This is a genomic window from Asaia sp. HumB (genome assembly GCF_030263835.1).
Classification (GTDB): domain Bacteria; phylum Pseudomonadota; class Alphaproteobacteria; order Acetobacterales; family Acetobacteraceae; genus Asaia; species Asaia bogorensis.
On sequence record NZ_JARPML010000002.1, the window covers coordinates 1637865 to 1656307 of the forward strand.

The 18443-nt window shown below is 60.7% G+C and carries 18 protein-coding genes; 16 read left to right on the forward strand and 2 right to left on the reverse strand.

Going from position 1 to position 18443, the window contains the following annotated elements:
* Positions 1-233: 233 nt before the first annotated feature.
* A complete protein-coding gene (gene pgm, locus P5689_RS08455; RefSeq protein ID WP_285532809.1) occupies positions 234-1880 on the reverse strand; it encodes a phosphoglucomutase (alpha-D-glucose-1,6-bisphosphate-dependent) in 1647 nt (548 codons plus the stop codon).
* A gap of 259 nt (positions 1881-2139) precedes the next feature.
* On the opposite strand from pgm, the gene P5689_RS08460 reads away from it, so the two are divergent.
* The 15 genes from P5689_RS08460 (at position 2140) to P5689_RS08530 (ending at position 17721) form a co-directional block, all read left to right on the forward strand.
* On the forward strand, positions 2140-3315 hold the full coding sequence (locus tag P5689_RS08460; protein ID WP_285532810.1) for an SMP-30/gluconolactonase/LRE family protein: 1176 nt from the start codon (positions 2140-2142) through the stop codon (positions 3313-3315).
* A gap of 281 nt (positions 3316-3596) precedes the next feature.
* Positions 3597-4481, forward strand: a complete 885-nt coding sequence (locus P5689_RS08465; protein ID WP_285532811.1) for an aldo/keto reductase — start codon at positions 3597-3599, stop codon at positions 4479-4481.
* A 155-nt stretch (positions 4482-4636) separates the two neighbouring features.
* Positions 4637-7294, forward strand: coding sequence for a PBP1A family penicillin-binding protein (locus P5689_RS08470; RefSeq protein WP_285533866.1), 2658 nt, complete (start codon positions 4637-4639; stop codon positions 7292-7294).
* A gap of 29 nt (positions 7295-7323) precedes the next feature.
* Positions 7324-8455, forward strand: a protein-coding gene (prfB, locus tag P5689_RS08475; RefSeq protein WP_122048714.1) for a peptide chain release factor 2 whose coding sequence is annotated in 2 segments (ribosomal slippage) — positions 7324-7392 and positions 7394-8455 — 1131 coding nt in all. Because the reading frame shifts where the segments join, the coding sequence is not laid out codon by codon here.
* A gap of 387 nt (positions 8456-8842) precedes the next feature.
* Positions 8843-9502, forward strand: coding sequence for an energy transducer TonB (locus tag P5689_RS08480; RefSeq protein WP_023979752.1), 660 nt, complete (start codon positions 8843-8845; stop codon positions 9500-9502).
* 199 nt (positions 9503-9701) lie between these two features.
* Positions 9702-10760, forward strand: a complete 1059-nt coding sequence (locus tag P5689_RS08485) for a MotA/TolQ/ExbB proton channel family protein (protein ID WP_023979753.1) — start codon at positions 9702-9704, stop codon at positions 10758-10760.
* Between the two features lie 2 nt (positions 10761-10762).
* Positions 10763-11185, forward strand: a complete 423-nt coding sequence (locus tag P5689_RS08490) for a biopolymer transporter ExbD (protein WP_023979754.1) — start codon at positions 10763-10765, stop codon at positions 11183-11185.
* A gap of 121 nt (positions 11186-11306) precedes the next feature.
* Positions 11307-11741, forward strand: coding sequence for a biopolymer transporter ExbD (locus P5689_RS08495; protein WP_023979755.1), 435 nt, complete (start codon positions 11307-11309; stop codon positions 11739-11741).
* Positions 11742-12998, forward strand: a complete 1257-nt coding sequence (locus P5689_RS08500; RefSeq protein ID WP_023979756.1) for a hypothetical protein — start codon at positions 11742-11744, stop codon at positions 12996-12998.
* Positions 12999-13096: 98 nt separating this feature from the next.
* Positions 13097-13873: a response regulator gene (locus tag P5689_RS08505; RefSeq protein WP_023979757.1), complete on the forward strand. Its 777-nt coding sequence runs from the start codon at positions 13097-13099 to the stop codon at positions 13871-13873.
* A gap of 6 nt (positions 13874-13879) precedes the next feature.
* Positions 13880-15241 (forward strand): ATP-binding protein, encoded by a 1362-nt coding sequence (locus P5689_RS08510; RefSeq protein ID WP_285532815.1) that lies wholly within the window; start codon positions 13880-13882, stop codon positions 15239-15241.
* 75 nt (positions 15242-15316) lie between these two features.
* A complete protein-coding gene (locus tag P5689_RS08515) occupies positions 15317-15880 on the forward strand; it encodes a NifU family protein (protein ID WP_023979759.1) in 564 nt (187 codons plus the stop codon).
* A 127-nt stretch (positions 15881-16007) separates the two neighbouring features.
* On the forward strand, positions 16008-16598 hold the full coding sequence (locus P5689_RS08520; protein WP_031241514.1) for a malonic semialdehyde reductase: 591 nt from the start codon (positions 16008-16010) through the stop codon (positions 16596-16598).
* On the forward strand, positions 16598-17260 hold the full coding sequence (locus P5689_RS08525) for a peptidase M22 (RefSeq protein WP_023979761.1): 663 nt from the start codon (positions 16598-16600) through the stop codon (positions 17258-17260). The genes P5689_RS08520 and P5689_RS08525 overlap by 1 nt, the downstream gene beginning before the upstream one ends.
* Positions 17261-17280: 20 nt before the next feature.
* Positions 17281-17721 carry a GNAT family N-acetyltransferase gene (locus tag P5689_RS08530; RefSeq protein ID WP_235075529.1) on the forward strand — a complete coding sequence of 147 codons (441 nt, stop codon included), beginning with the start codon at positions 17281-17283 and terminating at the stop codon, positions 17719-17721.
* On the opposite strand, the gene P5689_RS08535 is transcribed toward P5689_RS08530, so the two are convergent.
* Positions 17694-17927 carry a sulfurtransferase TusA family protein gene (locus P5689_RS08535; protein WP_031241518.1) on the reverse strand — a complete coding sequence of 78 codons (234 nt, stop codon included), beginning with the start codon at positions 17925-17927 and terminating at the stop codon, positions 17694-17696. The two genes, P5689_RS08530 and P5689_RS08535, sit on opposite strands and share 28 nt — an antisense overlap.
* Before the next feature lie 99 nt (positions 17928-18026).
* Here P5689_RS08535 and P5689_RS08540 point away from each other — a divergent pair, with 99 nt between their 5' ends.
* Positions 18027-18425 (forward strand): MucR family transcriptional regulator, encoded by a 399-nt coding sequence (locus P5689_RS08540; RefSeq protein WP_285532819.1) that lies wholly within the window; start codon positions 18027-18029, stop codon positions 18423-18425.
* The last annotated feature ends 18 nt before the right edge of the window (positions 18426-18443 follow it).

The following is an 18443-nucleotide window of genomic DNA, read 5'->3' on the forward strand; positions in this document are numbered from 1 at the left end:
TGGCAAAGCCCGCCGGCACAGGTCATATCATGGAGCGATCATGGTCTGATGCAACGCGTTTTCCGATAGGGTGGGGGTGCGTCACGGGGTTATGAATACAAAACCATCGTGACACCGGGGCAGGAATCGAGGGTAGGGGCGGAGGCGTTGAGAGCCAGCCCATAACGCCTGATATCATGCGGGCTGGGCCCTCTCCGGTCAGAGGGTCGGGAGACCGGAGAGGGGAAGAGGCTTCAGGCGTCGAACAGGGCCGAGATGGCGTTCTGGGCGTCTTTCTGGATCTGCTTCAGGTGATCCTCGCTCACGAAGCTCTCGGCATAGATCTTGTAGACATCCTCGGTGCCGGACGGGCGGGCAGCGAACCAGCCATTTTCTGTCGTGACCTTCAGGCCGCCAATCGGCGCATCATTGCCGGGTGCACGGGTCAGTTTGGCCAGAACTACGTCACCGGCCAGATGGGTCATGGGCAGCTGTTCCGGCGTCAGCTTGGAGAGGATAGCTTTTTGCGCGGCGTTCGCCGCGGCATCGATGCGCTGATAGAAAGGAGCACCGAGCTCCGCCGTCAGGGCCTTGTAATGCTCGGACGGGGTCTTGCCGGTAACCGCCGTGATTTCGGCGGCCAGCAGTCCCAGGATGAGCCCGTCCTTGTCGGTGGACCAGACACTGCCATCGCGACGAAGGAACGACGCACCGGCGCTTTCCTCGCCACCGAAGCCGAGCGTGCCGTTATAGAGCCCGTCCACAAACCATTTGAAGCCGACCGGAACCTCGACCACCTTGCGGCCGATCTTGGTGGCCACGCGGTCGATCAGGGCCGAGCTGACCAGCGTCTTGCCGATGCCGGCATCCTGGCTCCATCCGGGGCGGTTGTTGAACAGGTACCAGATGGCGACGGCCAGATAATGGTTCGGGTTCATCAGCCCGTCGGGACGCGAGACGATGCCATGGCGATCGGCATCGGTATCGGTCGCAAAAGCCACATCGAACTGCGAGCCCATGCCGATCAGACGGGCCATGGCGTAGGGGGAGGAGCAATCCATGCGGATCTGTCCATCCCAGTCAGCCGTCATGAAACCGAAGGCCGGGTCGAGTTCGGTGCTGACAATCGTGGCCTTGAGGTCATAGCGCTTGATGATGGCTGGCCAGTAATCCAGCGCCGCCCCACCCAGCGGGTCGATGCCGATGCGGATGGTGGAGTTGCGGATGGCCTCCATGTCGATCACGGCACCCAGATCATCCACATAAGGCGTGATGAAATCATGGCCGCGCACGCAATCGGCCTTGCGGGCCTCCTCATAGGGCAGGCGGTGGACGTCCTTGAGCCCTGCGGTCAGGAAGGCGTTGGCCTGATCCTGGATCACCTTGGTGATGTCGGTATCGGCAGGACCACCATGAGGGGGGTTGTATTTGAAGCCGCCATCGATGGGCGGATTATGCGAAGGCGTGATGACCACACCATCGGCCAGACCTTCGCTGCGTCCCTTGTTGTAGGTCAGGATGGCATGCGAAACGACAGGCGTGGGGGTATAACGGCTGTTGCAGTCAATGCGGACTTCCACACCGTGCGCGGCAAAGACCTCGATGGCAGAACGCTGCGCAGGGTCGGAAAGGGCATGAGAGTCGATGCCGATGAAAAGCGGCCCCGTAATGCCCTTCTCCTTGCGATAGCGGCAGATCGCTTCGGCAATGGCGAGAATATGGTTCTCGTTGAAACTGGTATGAAGCGATGACCCACGATGACCCGATGTGCCGAACGACACGCGCTGCGCGGCAATGGCCGGGTCAGGCTTGCGGTTGTAGTAAGCCCCGATGAGCGCCGGAATATCGGCGAGGGCGGAGGGGTCCAGCGTCTTGCCGGCGAGAGGGCTGACAGCAGTCATGGGTATCTGGGTCCTTGATCTTGCAGACGGTTTTGACCTTTTCAGGTGACACCGCCCAATGGCACCGAGTCAATGCGGCGAAAGCCACGCATAGGCACTTCACATGGCCGTTATGAGGCAGGCGAGACACGGATCGGGCAACAAAGCGTGCTGACAATAACTTGATACAAAACTGCTCCCGTCCGGATTACGATGCGGAACGTTCCTGGCATGGCAACAGGAATGATAACGCTCACAGGACGATATGATGGAACTCAAGATGCCCCTCGCTCGCCGAGGGTTTCTGACGACGGCGCTGGGTGGCGCTGTCTGTGCTGCCCTGCCGGCACGCGCCGCCACGGATGTCACGGCATCACCGCCGAGTGTGATCAGCCAGCCGCCACGTCAATGGGGAGCGTCGGCAGGGCCGGCCTATTTCCCGGACCCCGATGTGATCGCGCTCGATCCGTCTTTCAGTAACCTCACCTATTTTGCAGCCCCCATACGGCGCATCTATGACAAGGGCGACTGGACCGAGGGTCCTGCATGGAGCAGCGAGGGGCGTTATCTGGTTTTCAGTGACGTCGTACAGTCCAAGGCGCTGCGTTATATCTGGGAGACGGGCGAAGTCACCGAGTTCCGTCCTGACAGTTATGCAGCCAACGGCAATTGCTTCGATTTCCAGGGACGGTTGATCACCTGTCAGGATTTCTTCCGTCGTGTCGTTCGTTTCGAGCATGATGGCAGCGTGACCGTGCTTGCCGATAAATTCGAGGGCAAGGGCCTCAACTCGCCCAACGATGTTGTACCGCATCCCGATGGCAGCATATGGTTTACCGATCCGGGCTATGGAACCAACATCTCCGAAGGTCATGCCGACGAACCGGGCGGCCCGACCAATCCTGATGGCAAGATCAGGTGGAAGATCGGTCGTGAGCTGATTGGCGAGATTGGCGGTGTCAGGCGCCAGCAGGATCATGTGTTCCGCCTCGCCCCGGATGGCACGCTCAAGGCTGTGCTGATGGAAAAGGACGTGACCTGCCCGAATGGTCTGGCCTTCTCCCCCGATTTCAAGAAGCTCTATATCGCCTCGACCCCGGCTGGGCCGGGTCAGAAAAAGGGCGGTGACCAGGCTATTCACGTGTTCGATGTGCAGGGTGACAGTCTGGCCAATGGGCGTGTTTTTGCTGACATGCGCTTTCATGGCGCGCAGATGAACCCTGACGGGTTCAGGGCCGATGTTTTCGGCAATCTGTGGTGTGGTGTGACAGGGCCGCTCGGTCTGTGCGGTGTGTTCGTCTTCAGCCCGCAGGGCGTGCTGCTCGGCCGTATTCGCCTGCCGCAGGGATGCTCGAACCTGACTTTTGCCGGTCCGAAGCGCGATCATATCGTGATGTGTGCGGGAAGCGCATTGTATATGCTTCAGGTTGGCGTGCAGGGCGCCGCTTCTTCCTAATCCGGCATAACTTATACTGCAGGACATGGTGTGCAGGATCGCAGCCCTTTGAGGCGGCGATCACTGTCTCTGGCTGACAGTATCAGCACCGAATATCGACGTCTCTCCCTACAACCTCCAGACGGTGGGCCCTGTCGCCCCACAGGCCGCATGAGCCTCTGGGGAAATCCAATCCGAAGCGGAATGATCATCTGGGGCAGCGCAAGGTAGATCGCGCCACTCAGAACCCTTTACGTTCTGTTCGCGTTGACGGAATATCCAGTCAACGCGGAGTTCACACAATGCCATCCATCGATGCAGCCCGATCCGGCGTTTTCGCCATAGGTGGTGATCTCGAAGTCGTCCGCCTCGGTTTTGGCGCCATGCGCATTACCGGCAAGGGAGTGTGGGGTGCGCCACAGAGCCACGAACAGGCTGTCGCGACCTTGCGTCATACCCGTGATCTTGGAATCACCCTGATCGATACGGCCGATTCCTATGGGCCTTTCGTCTCGGAAGATCTGATACGTGAGGCGCTCTTTCCCTATGGCGGGCAGGTTATTGCCACCAAGGGTGGCCTGACCCGTCACGGCCCCGATATCTGGCGTCCTGTTGGTCATCCTGATTATCTGCGTCAATGCGTGCTCATGTCGCTCCGTCGGCTGGGCGTGGAACGCATTGATCTGTGGCAGCTTCACCGTGTGGGGGCTGACTGCCCGCCGGAAGCGCAGTTCGAGGCTATAGCCAAACTGCAGCAGGAGGGGCTGATCCGTCACGTCGGTCTGTCCGAAGTCGATGTGCCAATGATCAAGCGGGCGGGCGCTTTCTTCCCTGTGACCACTGTCCAGAACCGCTTCAATCTTGTCGATCGCAAATCCGAGGATGTGCTCGATTACTGCGAGACGCACCAGATTGGCTTCATTCCCTGGGCACCGCTGGCAGCCGGGTCTCTGGCTCGGCCCGGCACGGTGCTTGATGCGATAGCGAAAGACCGTGACGCCTCACCGGGGCAGATTGCCCTGGCATGGCTTCTGCACCGTTCGCCGGTGATGTTGCCCATTCCCGGAACCGGCAGTCCCGCCCATCTGGAAGAGAATGTCCGGGCCGCGTCCATCACGTTGAGCGAGGAGGAGTGCGCAGCTCTGGACAAGCAGGGTCGCGAGGCTTGGAAAAGTTCCGAAAATTAAGGCCTTTCCTGCCATGATTGCGGGGGGCGACGAGGGCGCTGGACAATGCTAGAACGCTTGCCATGATCCACGCCACCACCGCCCTTTCCTCCACCGGGTTCCCCCTGTTCTGGTTCTCGACTGCCCAAGGTGGCGGAGGCAACGGGCGTGTCCCTATGGGGGGTGGGCAACGCGGCCCCGAAGGGGGGCGCCAGCCGCCTCGTGGCCCGCGTTTCCGCCGCTGGCGCCAGGGCCTTGCAATCGCTGCCGGTATTGCACTGGTAGGGGTGGCCGGATCGGGGCTGTTCGTCTGGCACCAGTATGAGCGCATCGCGTCCGATCTGCCGAGCGTCGATACGCTCAAGACCTACCAGCCGCCGACCGTCAGCCGGATCTATACGTCTGACGATCACATCATGGCCGAGCTGGCAGCCGAACGCCGGATCTATATTCCGATCAACGCCATTCCCGAGCGCGTGAAAAATGCCTTCATCGCGCCTGAGGATCAGAATTTCTATACCCATGCGGGTCTGGATCCTCTGGCCATCATGCGTGCCGAGCTGACCAACCTGACCCATCGCAGCAAGCGGGCTCTGGGTGCCTCGACCATCACGCAGCAGGTTGCACGCAATATGCTGCTCAACAGCAATGCCCGCACGCTCGAGCGCAAGGAGAAGGAAGCCCTTCTGGCCCTGCGCATCGAGCAGACGCTGAGCAAGGACAAGATCCTCGAAATCTATCTCAACGGGATCTATCTCGGTAACGGGGCCTACGGCGTGGCCGCGGCTGCGCAGACCTATTTCAACAAGCCGCTCGATCAGCTGACCAATGCCGAGGCAGCTTTTCTGGGCGCGCTGCCGAAATCACCGGCCAATTATAACCCGTACCGCCATCCCGAACGTGCCATCGAGCGCCGGAACTGGGTGCTGGACCGCATGGCCGAAATCCATGCCATCTCACACGAAGAGGCCGCAGCCGGACAGAAAGAGCCTCTCATTCCGCACGATGCGGTGCGCTTTGGCCCGCTGCCCAATGCCGAATGGTTCGGCAGCGAGGTGCGCCGTCAGCTGATTGATCGTTACGGGCCTGACCGCGCCATGCAGGGCGGCCTTGAGGTGCATACGAGCCTCGATCGTAAATTGCAGGATGCAGCGACCCTGAGCCTTCGTCAGGGACTCATGGAGTACGACCGCAGTCATAGCCGCTGGCGTGGCCCTGTGACGAAGCTGCACGATGCTGTGGCCGGTGACGGCTGGGTTGAGGCGCTGAAGGACGTTACGCCTCCTGCTGGCATGATCGATCAGTGGCGTCTGGCTGTCGTCCTGAACCCTGCTCAGGGGCGCGTCGGTTGGCTCTCGCATGGAGAGAAGCAGGAAGGCCAGGTCATCCCCAAGGATCTGGGCTGGATGCGCAATGCCGGCACACTGGCCGCCGGTGATGTGATCATGATCGAGCCTCAGGCCGAGTCTGGTCGCGTCGCCGTGCGACAGGTTCCTAAGGTTGAAGGCGCCCTTGTCAGTCTCGATGCGCGCACCGGGCGTGTGCTGGCGATGGTGGGCGGCTGGTCGTTCAAGGAATCGCAGTTCAACCGTGCCACACAGGCGCTTCGTCAGCCCGGGTCATCGTTCAAGCCCTTTGTCTATCTCGATGCGATGGAGCAGGGCATACCGCCCTCCGAGAAGTTCGATGATGCACCGGTCTCCTATGGTGACTGGCATCCCAAGAATTACGAGGAAGACAACTGGGGCCCGACAACCCTGCATGATGCCCTGCGTGAGAGCCGTAACCTCGTGACGATTCGCCTGGCGGCGCATCTGGGCATGAAATCCGTGGCCGATATGGCGATCTCCATCGGCTTGGTCGACCAGATGCCGCATGTGCTGCCAGCAGCGCTCGGTGCGGTCGAGACCACAGTGCTGCGTGAGGCGGGTGCCTATGCCACGATCGCTTCCGGCGGCAAGCTGGTGACACCCAGCCTGATCGATGAGGTGTTGGATCGCGATGGCAGCGTCCTGTGGAAGCCCGAGGGCCTCGCCCTTGGCACGACCATGCAGGCCCCCAACCAGACAGCAATCGTAAGCCCGGCCGTAGCCCCCGGCGCAACACCGGTTGCCCCGCCCGCTGGCAACCCCGCGGATGTGACCACACCATCCACGCCTGCGCCTGTCGCCCCTGCGGGCCCGGCACCTGGCAGTTTGGAGGTGCCGCAGGTGCAGGACAACCGCCGGCAGGTGGCCAGTGCTGCAAGCGCCTATCAGATTACGGCCATGATGCAGGACGTGATCAAGCGCGGCACGGGCACGATTGCTGGGCAGGGCATTACGCGTGACATAGCAGGCAAGACGGGCACCAGTCAGGACTTCCGCGATGCGTGGTTTGCCGGCTTCACCCCTGATATCGTCACAGTGGTCTGGGTCGGGTTCGACACGCCGCAATCGCTCGGCAAGAGCGAGACGGGTGGGCGTATCGCCGGGCCGATCTGGAACCGTTTCATGAAGGTGGCGCTCGAGGGGCGGCCCGAGCTGCATTTCCGTGTGCCGGAGGGCGTGACCCTGGCCCGCTACGACACAGGCCGGCTGATGGCAGTCGACGGCTTCAAGGCGGATCAGGTGCCGGGCATGAGCATCGCCCTGCACGGGTTCGGCGCGGGAACAGAGGCGCTCACTGCGGCCGATACCGGGACCGATCTGTATGATACGGAAACCGATATGGCAGGGGCCTCGAGTCAGGCCGGGCTGAGCGAACCGGGCGGCGAGAATTCGGGTGCCGCCAAAAAACAACAGGCCCCCAATGCCCAGCCACAGGGTGACATTGGCATGGGTGGGCTTTATTGAGACCCAACGAACACGCAGGAGCATGAATCATGTCGGCCGAAACCGAGGCCCTATCGGAGCAGATCAAGCAGTCGGTGGCACTGCTGAGGAGGCATCTTTGACTGGGATGCTGCACAGACACGTCTCGCCGAACTCAATCACCGGGTAGAAGACCCCGACCTGTGGAATGATGCCGACGCCGCACAGAAGCTGATGCGCGAGCGGACGCTTCTGGCGACACAGATCGAAGGCGTCGAGAAGATCGAGCAGGACACCGCCGATATGCTCGAGCTTGTCGAGCTGGCCGAGGACGAACAGGATCAGGATACGGTTGCCGAAGCCGTTGCGACCCTGCGTAAGCTGGCCGAGCAGGCCAATGCACGCCAGATCGAAAGCCTGCTTTCGGGTGAGGCGGACAGCAATGACTGCTATATCGAGGTCAATGCTGGCGCCGGTGGCACAGAGGCTCAGGACTGGGCCGAAATGATGCTGCGCATGTACACGCGCTGGGCAGAGCAGCGCGGCTACAAGGTGACCATCATGGAAACCAGCGAGGGCGAGCAAGCTGGCATCAAGTCTGCCACGCTGCTGGTCACGGGTGCCAATGCCTATGGCTGGCTCAAGACCGAGGCTGGTGTGCACCGACTCGTGCGTATCTCGCCGTTTGATGCCGCTGCCCGCCGCCAGACCTCTTTCGCATCCGTCTGGGTCTATCCCGTGGTGGACGATACGATCGAGATCGAGGTGAATGACGGTGATCTCAAGGTCGACACCTTCCGGGCTTCCGGTGCAGGTGGGCAGCACGTCAACAAGACCGATTCGGCGATTCGCATCACGCATATCCCGACTGGTATCGTTGTCGCCTGTCAGACCGACCGCTCGCAGCACCGCAACCGTGCAACAGCCATGCAGATGCTGAAGGCCCGCCTGTACGAGGCCGAGCTGCAGAAGCGTGAAGCTGCCGCAGCCCAGACCGAGGCAGCCAAGACCGATATTGGCTGGGGACATCAGATTCGTTCTTACGTTCTGGCGCCGTATCAATTGGTCAAGGATCTGCGCACCGGGGTGGAAAAAGGCAATCCCGATGCAGTGCTTGATGGTGCGCTGGACGATTTCATGTCCGCAGCACTTGCTCAACGCGTAGGCGCAACGCGTTCGGAGGCCAGCGCCAACGCCCAATAAAGGGTGTTGGTGACAAGGGGCTGAATCTCTTGCGGCGCAAGACTTTCAGCCTCTTTTTGCGCGTTTCACAAATATTACTCTTGCAGTGAATTAATGTTCCGTTTCACTGTGTCTCAAAGTGTCGTGCCGCTGGTATGCAAAACCTTGCGTGTCGGAAAACGGTGCGATCGAAACGAAACTGACTTGACAGCAGTGCCTTACCTTTGCCCAATTTGCACGGGAGCCATGCGCTGGGAGCATGGTAAACATTTCGGGATGTGTCGGCCAGACTGACGCCTGACCGGAACGCAAGTCGCATGGGGCGGTTGCGATATTATCAAGTCGGTCCGCCCCTCTCGCCAAGAGAGGTGTGGGGCTCAGGACAGAGGGTTTGGAGTGACACAACCGATGAACTACGCCGAGCAGGAGCGACGCCCGACGAAGTACATCGTCGGCATCGCAATCGCTGTGCTTTTCCACGTCGTTGTGATCTACGCCTTGGTGAACGGGTTGGGTTCGAAAATCGTCGAACAGTTCCATCCGCCGATCAAGACGAAGATCATCACGGAGCCGAAGAAGCCGCCGCCGCCGCCGCCACCGCCGCCGCCGCCGCAGATGACGACGCCGCCGCCGCCGTACATACCGCCGCCGAAGATCCAGATTCAGCCGCCGCCACAGAAGCATGTGATCAAGCAGGTCACGCACGAAAAGCCGCCGGCACCTGTGCCGCCTGCCAATAATGCGCCGCCCGCTCCCGCAGCGCCGAAGGGCCCGCCTGTGCCGGATCACTCGGCTGGTGCCTCGCCGATCAACGGTGCCCGTCCGGTCTTCCCTGAGGAGATGCTGGAAGAAAACCGCGAAGGCAGCGTTACCGTGGCCTGTGACATCGGCACCGACGGTCGTACGTCGAACTGCCAGGTCACCAATTCGACAGGTGGTCATGCCTTCGTCGAAGCTGCCATGGAGTTCCTCCGCAAGGCCCGTTACCAGCCTGCGGTCACGAATGGACAGCCGGTGGTCGAGCATCACCATACCCTGCACATCAACTTCACCCTGGGTGATGACTGAGTGCATGGCGACCGGCGTGAAAGCACCGGTCGCCTGACGGAATGACGGAAGAGAAGCCTGGCTTCTTCTTCCGACGGGGCAGGGGGCAGGCAGCCTCCGCGCCCCGGAAAGTGAGAAACCAAGCCGCGCCCGGCAGAGAACGGGGCGGCACTGCCAGAGTCCTTCTTGAAGGGGCTCTTTTTCAGAGGATTTGGAGTTAATGACGAGACTGTTCCGCCTTCCCGCTCTCGCCGCCCCGGCCCTGGCAGTCACGCTTGCCGTGGCGCAAGGTGTGGTCGTGCCGGCCGTTGCTCTTGCCCAGGAAACCCCGGCTGCCCAGCCTGCGGCTCCTGCTCCCGACGCTGCAGCCCCGGCTCCCGCAGCGCCCGACGCCGCTGCTCCGGCTGCCCCCGGCGCCCCGGCTCCCGATGCGGCTGCGCCCGCTCCCGGCGCCCCGGCCCCTGACGCTGCCGCTCCGGCCGCTGGTGCCCCTGCACCTGACGCCGCTGCCCCGGCTCCTGAAGCTCCTGCCGAGGCGACCGCGCCGAAGTCGCAGGAAAACCCGTATGGCCTGAGCGCTCTCTGGTCCAACGGTGACGCCATTGCCCGTGGCGTTCTGCTGATCATGGTCATCATGTCCGCAGGCACCTGGATCATCATGGTCACCAAGTTCCTGGAACAGTCCAAGGTGTTCTCGGCTTCCAAGGAAGCGGCACGTGAATTCTGGACCAAGCCGACCGTTCAGGAAGGCGCTGCTGCCCTGAAGCCGGCTTCGCCGTTCCGCTACATTGCCGAGACGGGCATTGTGGCTGCCGAGCACCATGAAGGCTCGATGCGCGACGCCATCGACCTGCATAGCTGGACCGCCATGTCCGTTCAGCGTTCGGTTGACACCATCAACACGCGTCTGCAGGGCGGCCTCGCCTTCCTCGGCACCGTGGGTTCGACCTCGCCGTTCGTTGGTCTGTTCGGCACCGTCTGGGGTATCTATCACGCCCTGACCGCCATCGGCATTGCAGGCCAGGCCTCGATCGACAAGGTTGCCGGTCCGGTTGGTGAATCGCTCATCATGACGGCGATCGGTCTTGCCACCGCTGTTCCGGCCGTTCTGGGCTACAACCTGCTCGTCCGTCGTAACAAAGGCGCCATGGACCGCGTGCGCAACTTTGCTGCCGACGTTCAGTCCGTCCTGCTGGGTGGCTTCCGTCACGGTGTTGCCCCGACGGTCAGCCCTGACCACAGCCCGACGACCACGACCACCAGCTCGCGAGTTGCCTGATCATGGCGATGAACGTCGGTGGGGGTGGTGAAGAAGACGAAGTCGTCTCGGCGATCAACACGACGCCGCTCGTTGACGTCATGCTCGTTCTTCTCATTATCTTCCTGATCACCATCCCGGTTGCGACGCATTCCGTGAAGGTGCAGCTGCCGCGCGACGCCAACCAGCCGACCCAGACCAAGCCAGGCAACATTGTCCTGGCGGTCACGGCGAATGGTCAGGCGTATTGGAACGAAGTTCCTCTGCGTGGTCATCAGGATCTGCTCGATCGTCTCGAGAAGGTCGCAGTCATCAAGCCCCAGCCCCAGATCCAGATCCGGGGTGACGGCAAGGCTCGTTACGAAGCTGTCGGCAAAATCGTCGCGACCTGCCAGGAAGCTGGCATCTATCGCATCGATTTCATCACCGAGCAGCCTCACTCCTGATTTCGGTCAGGACCCCGCTTCAGGAGCCTGCTGCTGATCCCACAGGGTCGCAGGGGGCTCCGGCTCCGTTTTTTCCGGATGCCGGTCTTGGCCGGCTTTCCGCCTGTTGGAGAGTTCTCTCATGGCCATGAGCGTCGGATCCGACAGCACGCATGAAGACGAGGGCATCGTCGATATCAACACGACGCCCCTGATTGACGTCATGCTCGTGCTGCTCATCATGCTGATCATCACCATTCCGCTTCAGACGCATTCGGTCGCGCTGGACCTGCCGCAGGGCAATCCGCCGCCGAGCACCGAAGAGCCCAAGGTTGTCACGGTTGCGGTCGATTTCGACAATTCCATCAGCTGGAATGGCGAACCCGTCTCCTCCGAAGCCGATCTTCAGGCGCGCTTCATGAACGCGGCAAACCTGCCCGATCAGCCCGAGATGCATATTCACCCCAATCGCCTGGCAGACTACAAGACGGTTGCCCATGTGCTTGCCGACGCCCAGCGTCTTGGCATCACCAAGCTCGGTATCGTCGGTCAAGACCAGTTCATGGAAGGACAGTAAGTGCGTTTTCCCCGTTGTTCTCGCGCCCTCCTGGTTGCCAGCTCGCTTCTGGCAGCCTCCTCTTTCGTTCCGGTCATCGGGTCTTCGCTCGTCACGATCGCTCATGCTGAAGATCAGCTGAGTGCCAAGGTCGGCAAACCCCTGCAGGAAGCGCAAACGGCTCTGGGCGCGAAAAACTACGCCAAGGCCATGAGCGCCGTGAACGCGGCTGATGCGATTCCGGGGAAAACCGAATACGAGAAATACACCATTGCCCAGATGCGTGCGGCGGTTGCTGCCTCGTCGGGCGATGTGGCCGCGGCCTCGAAAGCCTATGACGTGCTGATCGCGTCACCGCGCACGCCTGCGGCAGCCAAGCAGCAGATGCTGATGGCCAACGCGACCATGGCCTACAATGCCAAGGATTACGCGCACGCTGTTCCGGCTATTGAGCGCTACCTCAAGATTGCTGGCCCGAACGCCCAGATGCAGACGCTTCTGGTCCAGTCCTATTACCTGCAGCAGGATTACAAGAACGCTGCGCGCGTACAGCAGGACCAGATCAACGACGAGATCAAGGCCAAGCGTATCCCGCCCGAGAACCAGCTTCAGTTCCTGGCGACCTGCTATCATCAGATGAAGGATGCGGCGAACGAGACGCATGCCTATGTGCTGCTCGCCAAATACTATTCCAAGCCTGATTACTGGGCGATGCTGATCCATAATCTCGCAGCTGACCCCCAGATGCCTGACGCCCTGCAGTTCAACCTCGAGCGTCTGCGCATGACGACGGGTGTGCTCAAGGACCCATCAGATTACATGGACATGGTCGAGCGCGCTGTTCAGGCCGGTCTGCCGCAGCTGGGGCTAAACCTGATAAACCAGGCCTATGCTTCCGGCGCGCTGGGCAAGGACCAGGGCGCTGCGCGTGAGGCCCGCCTGAAAGCGATGGTGGTCAAGCGTGCAGCCGATACGAAGGCCACACTGGCTGCGGATGCTGAGGCAGCGCGCAAGATGCCCAACGCAGCACCGTCGCTCACCGCGGGATATAATCTTGTGCTGAATGGCCAGGTGGACGAGGGCCTTGCCCTGATGCGCGAAGGGTTAGCCAAGAAGCCGATCGCTCCCGAAGGCGCTAAGCTGCAATACGCCATGGCGCAGATGGATGGGGGTCGCAAGGCTGAGGCAGTAAAAAGCTTTGCCGATGTCCATGGCGATCATGGGTCGCAGGATCTCGCGCAGCTCTGGACCCTATTGCTTACCAAATCATCAAAATGAGGTAAAATTCGTCGAGTCCCATCAATACGGTTGTTCTTGCGTGAACTGAGACATAAATTGTATCAAATCTCGTTTACCACAGAATGATCGATGGGATAATGACGACAGCTCCTACTGCTCCCACTCCCGCTCCCGACCTGCCGGCGCGTATCCTTATCGTAGAAGATGATCCGGGGATGCGTACCCTGATCCAGCGCGCCCTGCAGGGTGATGGATTCAGGGTCCGCAGTGTCGCTTCAGGCGACGAAATGTGGGACGCCCTCGCAGTTGGCCCCGTCGATCTTTTCGTCATGGACGTCATGTTGCCCAAGACCAGTGGTGTGGAACTCTGCCGCGCCATTCGCAACGGTCAGGGAACGAACCACCCCGGCGAAGCGCCTCTGGCCCAGACCCCGATCATAATGGTTTCTGCCCGTGGCGAAGAGCGCGATCGCGTCCTTGGCCTCGAAATCGGCGCTGATGACTATGTCGCGAAGCCTTTCGGCCAACGTGAGCTCTTGGCGCGTGTTCGCGCCGTGCTGCGCCGCGGTCAGGGTGCCGCTCCGACCGAGGTATCGCGCAAGGAGACAATCCTCTTTGCAGGATGGAAGCTGGATCTCCGTCGCCGCGAGCTGACAGATCCTTCGGGCGCTGTGGTCGACATCTCGGGTGCCGAGCATGACCTGCTCACAAGCTTCCTCGACAATCCCCAGCGCGTGATCGCTCGTGACAGGCTGCTCGAACTCTCGCGCACGCGCCTTGGCGACGTTTCGGACCGTAGCATCGACGTGCTCGTCAGCCGTCTGCGCCGCAAGCTTGGTGCCGACGCCGATGCGCTGATCCGCACTGTGCGCGGCCTGGGCTATATATTCGTGGCAGAAGTCGAGCGCGTCTAAACCGCCATGCCGTTCAGTCTTGGAGGGGGAAATACGCCCCGCATCATCCGTCTGTGGCCGGTCGGCCTTGTCGGCCGGGTCAGCGTGGTTCTGCTCGCTGCCGTCATTCTGGTCTTCGTGGCCAGCGCCTTTTTCTATGAAGAGGCGGAAACATATATCGATGACGACAGCCGCATTACCCAGCTTGCAGAGGAGTTGAGCACTGATCTGCGTGTGCTGCGCACGACGCCGATCAGTCAGCGCGGTCTGCTGGGCGCCCTTCTCTCGGATAACGGTATCAGTGTGAGCTGGCGTTCGGCCAACCAGCCAATCGACCTCGACCAGCCGCACAGACTGCGTCAGGTCGAGGAAAGCCTGATCGCCAATGATCGCGATCTCGGCAAGGCCGATATCCGTGTCTGGGCCGATCGGGCCGACTCATCGAGCATCCACGGGAGCCTCCAGCTGGCAGACGGAAGCCGTCTGGCCTTCAACGTGCCCGGGATTCTCAAGCATAGGCACATGACGGGGGGGCTGGCCTCGGCGGCCATCACCGCGGGTGCCGTCGCCATTGCCGCGGCGATGATCGTACGGGCGCTCAGTACGCCCCTGCGTGCGCTCGCACAGGTGGCGGACAGCATCGCCAAGTCCGATGATATGCAATGGACGATGGTCGATGAGCGTGGGCCACGAGAAGTGCGTGGACTTGCCCAGGCCATCAACAAGATGCAGCACCGCATCCGGCGTCTTATCAACGACCGTACCGAAATTCTCGCTGCTGTCTCACACGACCTGCGCACGCCACTTGCCCGATTGCGTCTGCGCGCCGGGTTCATGGATGACGAGGAAACGCAAACGGCGATCGAGGCCGATATCGACGAGATGGAGGCTATGGTGACAGGGGTTCTGGCCTATCTGGCTGGCGATCTGGACCCCGAGCCGATCAAGCAGGTCGATCTCGTCGCTATCCTGAATACGTTGCTCGACTCCCAGAGCGATCGTGGCCGCGACACAAGCTACACCGGGCCGGATCGCTGTCAGGCAATGGTGCGTCCTCTCGCAATCAAGCGGGTTTTTGCCAATCTCATTGACAATGCCTGCAATTACGGCAGCGATGCGCATGTGACGCTTGAGACGGATGGCAAGGAAGTCATCGTTTCCGTCGTCGATGACGGACCGGGAATTCCGGAAGCAGAGCTCGAAAACGTTCTCTCGGCTTTCTATCGTGTCGAGGGGTCGCGCTCACGCGCCACTGGCGGGATGGGGCTGGGTCTGGCCATTGTCACACGTGAAGTCGGGCGGGCGAAGGGTAAGGTGGATCTGCACAATGTGCCCGGACGCGGCCTGTGCGTGCAGATCATGCTGCCGCTGGGCGTCGCCCAGGCCTGATTCGGGGGATAAAGGACTTGCGGAGTCACGATTGATGGCACATGTCACAGCGATAACTGTGATCTGAGAGCTGTGATGTTTATCGAGACCGAAGATACCCCGAACCCCGCCACCCTCAAATTCCTCCCCGGTCGGGCCGTAACCGGCCACCGTGGTACGGCTGATTTTGCCGATGCCAGCGCAGCTGAGGGCCGCTCGCCCCTCGCTACCACCCTCTTCGCGGTACAGGGTGTGTGCGGTGTTTTCCTTGGTGGTGACTTCATTTCCGTTACCAAGACCGACGAATTCAGCTGGAACACGCTCAAGCCTCTGCTTCTTGCTGCGATTACCAGCCATTTCGACTCCGGTGAGCCAAGCCTTGAATCGGTTGCAGAAGCTCAGGAAGAGGCGATTGCCCCTGAGGACGAAGCCGTTGTCGCCCAGATCCGCGAACTGCTCGATACGCGCGTTCGCCCTGCCGTTGCAGGAGATGGGGGTGATATCGTATTCAGGGGTTATCGTGACGGTGTTGTACGTCTGACGATGCAGGGCGCCTGCGCTGGCTGCCCTTCATCGCGCGCCACACTGAAGCATGGTGTTGAAAACATGCTGCGTCACTACGTCCCTGAAGTGGTGGCCGTAGAGCAAGTCGAGGATTGAAGCCGTGAGTGAGAGTCAGCCAGAGTCCCCTGTCCCGGTGTCGCTGGATGGCTCAAGCCCTGATCAGACCGTCCGGGCTGGCAGCACCCGGCGTGATCATGACGCCGCACCGGGTGATGCACGCGCCCTGTCACCGGCCCTTGACGCGCTGGCACTTGATCGCCTGTTTCGACAGGCCCGCACACCCATTGGCTGGTCAGCCCGTCCGGTCGAACGCGAGACGCTGGTCACGCTTTACGATCTCGTCAAGCTTGGTCCGACATCGGGCAATTGCTGTCCAGCACGCCTCGTTTTCCTGACTTCTGACGATATGAAGAAGCGCCTGCGACCGGCCTTGTCCGCGGGCAATATTGAGCGTTGTCTCAGCGCGCCTGTCGTGGTGCTCGTCTGTCATGACCCTCTGTTCTTCGAGCATCTGCCCCGCTTGAGCCGGGAGGAAAACCTGCGGAACTGGTTTGCCGCTGATGTCGGACTCTCGGAAGAGACGGCGTTTCGCAATGGTTCTCTCCAGGGCGGCTACATGATCCTTGCGGCCCGTGCCCTTGGTCTTGATGTCGCACCGTTCTCAGGGTTCGACGGCTACACAATCGAAGACGACTTTCTCTCCGATACAGGCTGGCGCATCAATTTCATCGCCGGTCTGGGTTATGCGGAGGCGCCGCCACAGGTGGAACGCGCCATGCGTTTGGCCTTTGACGAAGCCTGCCTCGTTCTCTGATGGTGTTGACGGCAGGTACGCGCAGCCTGGTGCTGAATGGCGCAACACTGGGTCCATCGAGCGCGGGGGATCTGGCGATCTTCGAGGGTCGTCGCTGTGTTGTACATGTAGCGATCGAAGGCCTTGGGGCGACGGCATCCCTGGCCGCGCATTGCCGTGACTTCTTCAAGATGCCGGGCTGGCATCAGGGGCCGGAACTGATCATCGCCGTCATAGGGCCTGGGTCGTTCACTGGCCTGCGGGCCAGTCTTGCTCTGGCGAACGGCCTGGCGCTTGGTTTCGGTGCGCAGTTGAGGGGTGTCACGACAGGTGCCTGTTTCCGTACGCGACAAGGTCTGAAAAGTGCCATCTGTCTGACGCAGGCACGTCGTGATCGTCTGTTTGTCGAATGGGCTGACGGTTCCTTCTGGGCCGGATCACCGGACGCATTTCTGTCCAGGCAGGGTGCGGGCCGGGAAGGGCCCTTGGTCGGCAATGGCGTCGCCATGCTGGCAGGACATACGGTTCCATCAGGGGCATTTGAAACAGCACGACCCGACATCCACATGATTCTGGAAGCGGGCCTGGTGACAGCCGACAGCGCCATGCTTGAGCCCCTTTACATCGACGCACCGGAGGCCAAGTTGCCAGCCCGTGGATTGCGTCCTGCACCGCAGGGATGACCGACGGCGGCCCAATGGTCATGTTGGGTACGGCCCATGGGGAACTCTGTGCCGCCCTGCACCGGGATGCCTTTCCCGAACCCGAGCAATGGACGGCCGAGGCCTTCACCGGCTTACTTTCGATGCCGGGTGTTGCAGGCTGGGTCTACACCAATCACAGTGGACCGACCGGCCTTCTTCTCGTGCGGCATTGCATGGATGAGGCAGAGATTCTGACTGTTGCTGTGCTGCCTGCGTTCCGCCGCAAAGGGGTTGCGCGCGCGTTGATCGAGGGAAGCCTCACTTTTCTTAGAGGGCAGGGGGTGACGAGCCTTTTCCTCGAGGTGTCAGTCAACAATAGTCCGGCAAGCGCTCTTTACCTCGCACTCGGATTTGAGGAATGCGGGATCAGGCGCTCTTATTATCCCGACGGAAGCGATGCGCGGGTCATGCGTCATGATTTACATAGCGCTATACGGTAATCGCTCTCGACCGGGTTCTCCGCGACCTCCCACTCTGCCTTCTGTCCGAGCGTTTCCAGCAGGGTCAACACGTTGCGGCGCGTTTCCTCTCCTCTGAGCAGCACGAGAAGATCCTGGCCAATCTGGGACCGATCAAGCGCAAGGCGAACGTAAACTGTGGTCATGGGGCAGGTCTTGTCTGTGATATCAATAATCTGCACGGACATTGTATTGAGTACCCCTAGTTGTTCGATATATTTTCTTGTACTATATCGTTTGGTGAGTGTATTTCTATCAATCAGATATATTCATTGAGGGAAATTTATATGTCGAGCGATCCGGATAACTTGATTTTGCAGAAGCTAACGACACAGATCATCTCTGCCTATGTGGCTCATAATGAAGTTTCGGGTCAGGACCTGCCCAATCTCATCCGGACAATCCATCAGACCTTGTCCAATGTTGCCAATACCAAGCCCGAAATTATCAAGCCGATACCAGCGGTACCGCCGAAGAAATCAGTATTTCCCGATTATATCATATGCCTCGAAGATGGCAAAAAGCTCAAACTGCTCCGCCGCCACCTTCAGACCGTCTATGACATGACGCCTCAGCAATACCGCGAGCGCTGGGATCTGCCGCCAGAATATCCGATGGTCGCACCGAATTATGCGAGCCACCGCTCGAATCTGGCGCGCAAGATCGGTCTTGGCCACCGTCGATGAGAAAGGCGCCCTTTGTCC